Source organism: Brevibacterium samyangense, assembly GCF_039529845.1.
GTDB classification, from domain to species: domain Bacteria; phylum Actinomycetota; class Actinomycetes; order Actinomycetales; family Brevibacteriaceae; genus Brevibacterium; species Brevibacterium samyangense.
Genome location: NZ_BAAANO010000018.1, coordinates 145,126 through 152,768, shown reverse-complemented (window position 1 = coordinate 152,768; position 7,643 = coordinate 145,126). Strand labels below are relative to the sequence as shown.

Below are 7,643 nucleotides of genomic sequence, written 5' to 3'. Positions count from 1 at the left end.
TTCAAATCCTGAACGCACGTTCACTGTCTACGAAACCCGGGACTTGACATTGTTCCTCGCGCGCGTTGTCGGGTGGGTCCGGCGAACGAAGTTGCTCCGCCGCGGGCAGCGGGCCGAGGGTGTTTTCAGTCGGGTGGTTCGCCCGGGCCAGGACGCGATGTCCGCGTCCTTCACCGCAGTCGGCTATTCGATCGCGCTCACGGGCTCGGACGGCGCTGTCCATGAGGTCGAAGGTGAAGCGTACTTCCCGACGGGCTCGATCCCGAGGGTCGGTGAGCGCGTGCTCGCATGGTTCGACGAGGACGACCCGAGGCGGCACGTCATCCGCAGGGTGGGGCGCCGCGGCCCATCGGCGGAATGATCCGGAGGTGTGGCTCCGCGTTGCGTGCCCCGGAGGTTCCGATTCCGTCGGAGGTACGGAATGAGACCAGCGACACACGGCTTTTCTGCCGCATGCGGTGGAAGCGATAGTTCTGATCCGGTAAAGTATTACGAGTTGCCGCGGGGTGGAGCAGTTCGGTAGCTCGCCGGGCTCATAACCCGGAGGTCGTAGGTTCAAATCCTGCCCCCGCCACGAAATGAAGGGTCCCGATCGAGAAATCGACCGGGACCCTTCGCCATTCCCGGAGCGATTCGGGCCCGCATTGTGCATGCCCCAGAAACCTTCCCGCCCAGGTGAGCAGGCTTCCTCCTCTAGGATCCAGAACGGATGAGGAGGTTTCGTGATGACTGAAAAGAGCCAAGGGCGAACAGGTCAGGCACCAGAACGCAGGATTCGGCTTCGCTACCCCGGGCGGTGCATAGCGTGCGGAGCTGCGTTGGCCTCGGGAGACATGGCGCTCCATGATGCAGCTGCGAGGGGGGTCAAGTGCCTCTCGTGTGCCCCGCCTACTTCATCCGGTGAGACACCTGCGCGGTCCGATGTTCCAGGTGCCTCGGCCCGCCGCGAATACGAGCGGCGAAAGGCGGCGGACGAGTCGAAGCTTCGGCAGAATTGGGGGCGTCTCGGTGGGGTGGCGGTCGCGTTGGCCGGAGAACGGTCCACGACGACTTCATGGGCTCGAGGAGCTCGTGGTGAGGCCAAGCTCGGCGCGTATCTGGATCGCAAGGTCGGCTCCCAGGGAGCGGTCCTTCATGATCGCCGTATTCCGGGCAGTCGAGCGAACATCGATCACATCGTCGTCATGGCGGGGTCGGTCTGGGTCATAGACGCAAAACTCTACAAGGGCCGTCCTGAGAAACGGCGCGAGGGTGGGCTGCTCCGACCAAGGGAGGAAAAGCTGTATGTCGGCGGCAGGGATTGTTCGAAGTTGATTGCGGGGCTGGAAAAGCAGCTCGTGACGGTCGCGCACGTGATCGAGGAGAGTCGACTTGCGATCCCTGTCCGTGGCGCCCTCTGTTTCATCGATGCGGATTGGCCGGTCCTTGGTGGCGATCTCGAGTTCGGCGGTCTCCATGTTCGTTCACCTCGCAGCCTGCTCAGGTTGTTGCTCGCTGACGAGGTGAGACGAACCCTCGACGCCGGCGCCCACGCGCGTTACCGTGCGCCCATGTCCTCCACCCAGGAAACCTCGGTCGAAGAACTCGCGGATGCACGGCACTCCGCCGAACATGTTGAACCGCACCAGGACGAGGCGAGCGCAGGTCCCAAGGCGCGCACCGCCTCGGAGGTCGACACCTACGTCGGGATGCCGGTGCGGATCATGGGATCCGCCCTCCGCTGGTACGAGGCGTTCTTCGGCAGGCCGGCCGACGAGATCATCGAGGACGAGGCGCTCTGGCAACTCTCCACCCACACGTGGCTCTTCGTCACCGCGGACACCGCGCGGGCCGGCGGGGGACTGGTGACGCTCGGCGTCGGGAACCTCGACGAGTACCTCGCCCGGTGGGCTGCGGGGTCGCTGTCCCACGAGCCCGTCGAGACCTACGAGAACGGCGTCCGGCACGTGACGATCCTCGACCCCGACGGCAACAGCCTGTCCCTCGCCGAGGCGCCGCCCGCCGAGTCCTGAACCCCGGTACCGGCGGAGGTGCCGATCGGACTGCTGCCCCCGACCGATGGGTCCGCGCCGCCCGCGCGCCTCACCCGGGCCTGCGCGCGATCATCCGTCGTGGCGCAGCAGGCGCTGTGCGATCCGCACCCGTGCACCGTGGCGCCCCACGTGAGTGGCGAGTTCCTCGCCCGCCGCGAGCAGCTCCTCGTCGGTGAGCACGCCGAGCGCATCGAGGATGAAGAGGGCGCTCGTCGTGGAATCGGAGAGAGCAGTTCGTCGGCCCTGCCTCCAGTTCCACCGGCGGCACGTGACACCGGCGTCGTCGCGCCACACGACCTCGCCGACCTCGGGGTGTTCGAGGACGGGTTCACCCCTGTCGACCGTGTCGAAGGCCTCGTGCCCGGCGGCACGGACCAGGCGCGGAGGGCCGACGTACCGAGAGAGGTCCTCGCCTCCGAGCGGAACCCGGTGCTTGACCGAGACGGCGTTGTAGATATCCGTGAGGCGATTGACCCGGGGCAGTCCCGTCCCGGCGCGGCGGGTGAGCGCCTCGAGGCTGTTGCGTGTGCGCTGCGGTTTCGCGCCGAACGCGCGGTATGCGTCGCGCCATGCGGCGATGTGGGGCACATCGGTGACCGCAGTGGCGGCGAGAACCTCCCGAGCGGATGCCTCGGCCTCCGTGAGGAGCGCCTCGGTCGTCGCGTCGGACGCCCCGGGTTCGATGCCGTCGACCGCCAGGAGGAGTGCACGGTAGTCGGGGCGGAGGGAGAAGACCTCGGGTGCGACGCGGGCATCGGCGAGGAACGCTTCGAGGTCGGGGGAGGTGGTGGCCATGACGAACTCCGTTCGTGGTCGGGGAGTGTGAGGTCGCGGGGGTCGGTACTCAGGGGTGTGAACCGGTACCGACGTCCGGTTCGAAGACTGTGAGTGCGAATCTGCACGGGTGCTCGTCCGCGTTCGCATAGCGATGAGGGACGTCGCCGGGGAACCGGGCGGCGTCGCCGGGGGAGAGGTCGAAGGACTCGCTGCCGACGGTGAGGCGGAGGTGCCCGGAGATCACGTGGAGGAGTTCCGTGGTCCCCGCGGCATGTGCCTCACTCGTGTGGGCGTCGCCGGGTCCGAGGGTCCAGTCCCAGAGTTCGACGACGTCGGGCGGCCCGGTCCCGGCGACGAGAGTGCCGGTGCCTCCCGCCTCGCCGGTCCAGAGCACGGAGCCGGTGCCCGCCGGCGTGACGGAGACCGTGTCGGTGCGCGGTCCCTCGACAAGGGCGGGCAGGCCGACCCCGAGCGCATCGCTCAGACGCAGGAGGGTCGCGAGGCTCGGGTTCGCGGTGCCGTGTTCGATGTTGACGAGCATGCGTCGGCTGATCCCCGACGACTCGGCGAGTGCGTCGAGCGTCCACGCGCGCGCGATGCGGGTGGATCGTACGCGGGCGCCGATGGTGGAGGCGAGCTCTTCCGGTGTGGTCATGGAGTGCAGCATAGTGCACAAAAAGTGCACTGGTGTCGATTCTCTCCCTCGCTCCGGTCCCGGTCGCCTTGGCGCGGTACCCTCCCAGCATGGACAGCGCAGTGCTCGTGGAGACGGCGAAGGAGATCGGCCTCCAGTTCCCCGCGACCGAACTCACGCACCCCTTCGGCCCGGAGTGGGACGTGCTCAAGGTGAAGGGGAGGGTCTTCCTCCTCGCGACCGAGGTCACCGGCGAGCCGATGGTCACGGTGAAGGTCGAACCGCTCGACGGCGAGGGGCTGCGGATGCTGCATCCGGAGATCTCGCCCGGCTATCACATGAACAAGAAGCACTGGGTGAGCATCGTCGGAGGCGACACCGTCGACGAGAGTGCGCTCAGGGAGATCGTGCTCGACTCGTACTGCCTCGTCGTCGCGAAGCTCCCGAAGAAGGACAGGCCGGTGGACCCGGCGACCTTCGGTGGACGCGAGGAGTTCGAGAAGGTGCCGGAATGAAGGGCGGCACATCGATTTCTCGACACCCCCGGAGCTCGTGTAGCATTGACGAGTCCCACGGGGCACGGGGGTATGGCGCAGTTGGTAGCGCGTCTCCATGGCATGGAGAAGGTCAGGGGTTCGAATCCCCTTACCTCCACCGAACGAGAGGGCCCGGAACCATCAGGTTCCGGGCCCTTCGTCATGTCGCTCCACGGTCGGTCTGGCAGCCCTGGCAGCGTCATTCACTCGGAGACAACCCGCTTCGGCACTTCCGCGATGAGATGCTCGGCAAGCGTCCGGACGCGTGCCGACACGTGCTCGGACCGCGGACGCAAGAGGTAGACATCGGCGTCCACCGTCGGGAGGTCCGGCAGAACCCGCACCAATCTGCCCGATGCGAGGTGCTCCTGCACGTGCCACAGCGATCGCAGCATGATGCCCTTGCCCTCGAGGCACCACCGGACGACGACGTCCCCGTCGTTGCACCGGAGGTCTCCGTCGACGGTGACGGCTTCGACCTCGCCGTCGACCACGAATTCCCACCGATTGAAGTTCACGTCGTGCTGGTCCAGCAGCAGGCACCGGTGGTCGTGCAGGTCTCGGGGCTCCCGAGGCGCCCCGTGCCTGTGCAGATACGCCGGCGAGGCACAGATCACCCGCCGATTCGACACCAGTCTCTTGTACACGAGCGCCGAGTCCTTCAGGGTGCCCACGCTCATCATGAGGTCGAACGTGGCCGTCGAGAGGTCCACCGGCTCCGAGGACAACTCGAGGGCTTCGGCATCAACCGCGAGCTTTCGCGCACCGTCCGCCAACCTCCGGCCCTCCGGTGTGAGCGTGAGTGACCGTGGATCCCGGACCACCAGGTCGAAGCCGAGGTCGTTCTCGAGAGCCGAGAGTCGACGGCTCACGCCGGACACGGAGATGCCGAGGGTTCTCCCCGCCTCCGTGAGACTCCGTGACGCCGCCACCACGCCGAAGAACCGGAAGTCGTCCACCCGGGAGATCACAATCGACTCCTCCTCATCGAGAACTGCGGGCTTGCCGGACCAGCGTTGCACATCACGCAAAGTGTGCTTGCGCCGAAAGTCCTTGTGGGGGTTCTCCGCACCGCCGTAACGTCGCGTCGCAACCCGGGCACCGCCGCCCGGGGCTCCCACGGACCCGACGCATCCCCACCCAGCAGGAGACCCCGCCCATGGCACTTTCGATCGCAGTCATCCCCGGCGACGGGATCGGCAAGGAGGTCATGCCCCACGGGGTCGCCGCTGTGCAGAAGGCGGCAACAGCCGACGGCACCGACATCGCGTTCGAATGGTTCGACTTCGCGAGCGTCGCCCACTACCGGGAACACGGCACCATGCTCCCGGAGGACTGGCAGACGACGCTCGGTCGCTTCGACGCGATCTATTTCGGCGCCGTCGGCTGGCCCGACGAAGTCCCGGACCACGTCTCCCTGTGGGGGAGTCTGCTGCAGTTCCGCCGTGTCTTCGACCAGTACGTGAATATCCGACCGTGCCGGATCCTCCCGGGCATCGTCTCGCCCTTGCGCGACCGGGGTCCCGGCGACGTCGACTTCGTCGTCGTGCGGGAGAACACCGAGGGCGAGTACTCGAACGCCGGCGGTCGACTGTTCGACGGGACCGGGCGGGAGATGGCGATCCAGGAGACCGTCATGACCCGGACCGGTGTCGACCGTGTCATGGACTTCGCCTTCCGTACCGCGCAGAAGCGGCGCGGTCATCTCACCTCGGCGACGAAGAGCAACGGCATCTCCATCACCATGCCCTTCTGGGACGAACGCTTCGCCGCGAACTCCTCCCGCTATCCGGACGTCGAGGTCGACCAGTTCCACATCGACATCCTCACGGCTCATTTCGTCCAACGGCCGCACACCTTCGACGTCGTCGTCGCCTCGAACCTCTTCGGCGACATCCTGTCGGATCTCGGTCCCGCATGCACCGGCACCATCGGAGTGGCGCCGAGTGCCAACATCAATCCCGAAGGCCTTTTCCCCTCGTTGTTCGAACCGGTCCACGGCTCCGCCCCCGATATCGCGGGGAAGGGAATCGCGAACCCGATCGGGCAGATCTGGTCCGGTGCTCTCATGCTCGAGCACCTCGGTCTCCCGGCCGCTGCCCGCCGCATCACCGACGCCTTCGAAGGCGTCCTCGCCGACGCGGACGCCTCCGTCACGACCCCCCGACGTCGGGAGCACCGGCACAACCCACTCGTTCGCAGAGGCGATCATCTCCAGGATCTGACCCTCTGCTCGGCCCCGTTCAGGAGTTGCAATGGCGCAACACGACCTCACCCCACAGGCCACCACCCCGCAGAACACGCATGCCCAACACACGCGCACGGAAGCATCGAGCCTTCCGCCGGACGTCCCACCGCGAAGGCGCGGGTCCGGTCTCTCGAGGATCGCCGGTGTGCCGTGGCCCTACTTTCCTCGTCCTCCTTCTCATCGTCCTCGCTGCCGCCTATTTCGAGCTCCTGCCGACGAACATCGTGAGCGGTATGGCCCTCGCGATGCTCCTGGGGTTCGGCCTCAAGGCACTCGGCGACGCGATCCCGGTGTTCAACACCTTCGGCGGGGGAGCGCTCATGTGCATCCTCGGGCCCGCGCTCATCGTGTTCTCCGGGCTCATGCCCGAGTCGTTCGCGACGCTCGCCGACGACTTCTACAACGAGCTCGGATTCTCCGAATTCGTCGTCACCGGCCTCATCGTCGGATCCCTGCTCGGAATGGACCGCAGACTCCTCGTGAACGTCTGAGCGCGGTTCTTCGCGCCCGTCGCCGCGGGTGTCGTGACCGCACTCGCGGTCGGCGCACTCATCGGTCTCGTCACCGGATTCGGCGCCGGCAACGCGATGATGCTCGTCGTGGGCCCGATCATGGGCGGCGGAATGGCCGCGGGTGCCGTTCCGATGTCCGAGATCTACGCCTCGGCCACCGAGGCGACCCCGCCCGGTTCCTCGAACAACTCGCCCCTGCGGTGGTCGTCGGGAACATGACCTGCATCGTCGTCGCCGGGACTCTCAACGCCCTCGGCAAGGTCGTGAAGAAACCGTGGTTCAACGGCGAGGGCCGCATGCTGCGTCGCGGCGACTTCGACTACTCGAAGGCGTCGGACAAAGGACCCCTCACCGTTCGTGACCTCGGTGTAGGCCTCACGCTCACCGTCGGCGTGTACGTCATCGGCCAGGTCCTCGCAGAGATCGTCCCGGGGCTCCACGCGTACGTGTGGATCATCATCGTTGCGGCCCTCCTCAAGATCACGAACATCATCCCCGAACGCCTCAACCTCGGTGCGGAGCAGTGGTACGACTTCATCTCCGCTGTCTGGGTCCCGGCCGTACTCGTCTCCATCAGTGCAGGGATGATCGATTTCGATGCCGTCCTGCAGGTCGCGTCGGAGCCGGCCTACATGATCATCGTCGTCGTGACCGTCGTCGTCGCTGCGGCAGCCGCGGGCCTCGTCGCATGGCTCGTCGGGTTCTACTTCGTCGAGGGCTCCATCAGTGCGGGCCTCGGCATGGCGGATATGGGCGGATCCGGGGACGTCGCAGTCCTCGGCGCCTCCGATCGGATGGGACTCATGCCGTTCCTCCAGATCGCCTCCCGCCTCGGTGGTGCTCTCATGCTCATCCTCCTCTCGATCCTCGCGCCGCTCTTCCTCTGATCCATGACGTCCTCCG

At 66.7% G+C, this 7,643-nt stretch carries 7 protein-coding genes, 2 tRNA genes and 2 pseudogenes; 8 read left to right on the top strand and 3 right to left on the bottom strand.

Annotated elements, in window-relative coordinates:
* The 4 genes and pseudogenes from ABD172_RS10615 to ABD172_RS10600 all read left to right on the top strand — a co-directional run.
* Positions 1–361 (top strand): hypothetical protein (locus ABD172_RS10615; protein ID WP_344309444.1); only part of this gene is annotated, 361 nt, incomplete at its 5' end.
* A 139-nt stretch (positions 362–500) separates the two neighbouring features.
* Positions 501–574: transfer RNA gene (locus tag ABD172_RS10610), tRNA-Met, on the top strand.
* 151 nt (positions 575–725) lie between these two features.
* Positions 726–1,211 (top strand): annotated as a pseudogene (locus tag ABD172_RS15335) (nuclease-related domain-containing protein); the annotation flags it as partial.
* A 339-nt stretch (positions 1,212–1,550) separates the two neighbouring features.
* Complete coding sequence (locus ABD172_RS10600) at positions 1,551–2,012, top strand: VOC family protein (RefSeq protein ID WP_344309440.1); 462 nt, start codon at positions 1,551–1,553, stop codon at positions 2,010–2,012.
* 90 nt (positions 2,013–2,102) lie between these two features.
* Here ABD172_RS10600 and ABD172_RS10595 read toward each other — a convergent pair whose 3' ends face one another.
* Together ABD172_RS10595 and ABD172_RS10590 are read right to left on the bottom strand one after the other, a co-directional pair.
* Entirely contained in the window at positions 2,103–2,828 is a 726-nt protein-coding gene (locus tag ABD172_RS10595) for a B3/B4 domain-containing protein (protein ID WP_344309438.1), read from the bottom strand.
* Positions 2,829–2,877: 49 nt separating this feature from the next.
* Positions 2,878–3,465, bottom strand: a complete 588-nt coding sequence (locus tag ABD172_RS10590; protein WP_344309436.1) for a helix-turn-helix domain-containing protein — start codon at positions 3,463–3,465, stop codon at positions 2,878–2,880.
* Positions 3,466–3,554: 89 nt separating this feature from the next.
* Between ABD172_RS10590 and ABD172_RS10585 the strand changes: the two genes are divergently transcribed.
* Entirely contained in the window at positions 3,555–3,959 is a 405-nt protein-coding gene (locus ABD172_RS10585; protein ID WP_344309434.1) for an MmcQ/YjbR family DNA-binding protein, read from the top strand.
* A gap of 66 nt (positions 3,960–4,025) precedes the next feature.
* A tRNA-Ala gene (locus ABD172_RS10580) sits at positions 4,026–4,098 on the top strand.
* Between the two features lie 85 nt (positions 4,099–4,183).
* On the opposite strand, the gene ABD172_RS10575 is transcribed toward ABD172_RS10580, so the two are convergent.
* Positions 4,184–5,002, bottom strand: a complete 819-nt coding sequence (locus tag ABD172_RS10575; protein ID WP_344309432.1) for a LysR family transcriptional regulator — start codon at positions 5,000–5,002, stop codon at positions 4,184–4,186.
* Between the two features lie 137 nt (positions 5,003–5,139).
* Here ABD172_RS10575 and ABD172_RS10570 point away from each other — a divergent pair, with 137 nt between their 5' ends.
* Both ABD172_RS10570 and ABD172_RS10565 read left to right on the top strand, forming a co-directional pair.
* Positions 5,140–6,456 carry a tartrate dehydrogenase gene (locus ABD172_RS10570; protein WP_344309429.1) on the top strand — a complete coding sequence of 439 codons (1,317 nt, stop codon included), beginning with the start codon at positions 5,140–5,142 and terminating at the stop codon, positions 6,454–6,456.
* A pseudogene (locus ABD172_RS10565) lies at positions 6,372–7,627 on the top strand (2-hydroxycarboxylate transporter family protein). Before ABD172_RS10570 ends, ABD172_RS10565 begins: the two are co-directional and overlap by 85 nt.
* The last annotated feature ends 16 nt before the right edge of the window (positions 7,628–7,643 follow it).

Excerpts from the sequence above, each read along its gene's own strand:
- ABD172_RS10570 (WP_344309429.1), top strand. The coding sequence starts at position 5,140 with ATGGCACTTTCGATCGCAGTCATCCCCGGCGACGGGATCGGCAAGGAG.
- ABD172_RS10590 (WP_344309436.1), bottom strand. The coding sequence starts at position 3,465 with ATGACCACACCGGAAGAGCTCGCCTCCACCATCGGCGCCCGCGTACGA.
- ABD172_RS10595 (WP_344309438.1), bottom strand. The coding sequence starts at position 2,828 with ATGGCCACCACCTCCCCCGACCTCGAAGCGTTCCTCGCCGATGCCCGC.
- ABD172_RS10585 (WP_344309434.1), top strand. The coding sequence starts at position 3,555 with ATGGACAGCGCAGTGCTCGTGGAGACGGCGAAGGAGATCGGCCTCCAG.
- ABD172_RS10600 (WP_344309440.1), top strand. The coding sequence starts at position 1,551 with ATGTCCTCCACCCAGGAAACCTCGGTCGAAGAACTCGCGGATGCACGG.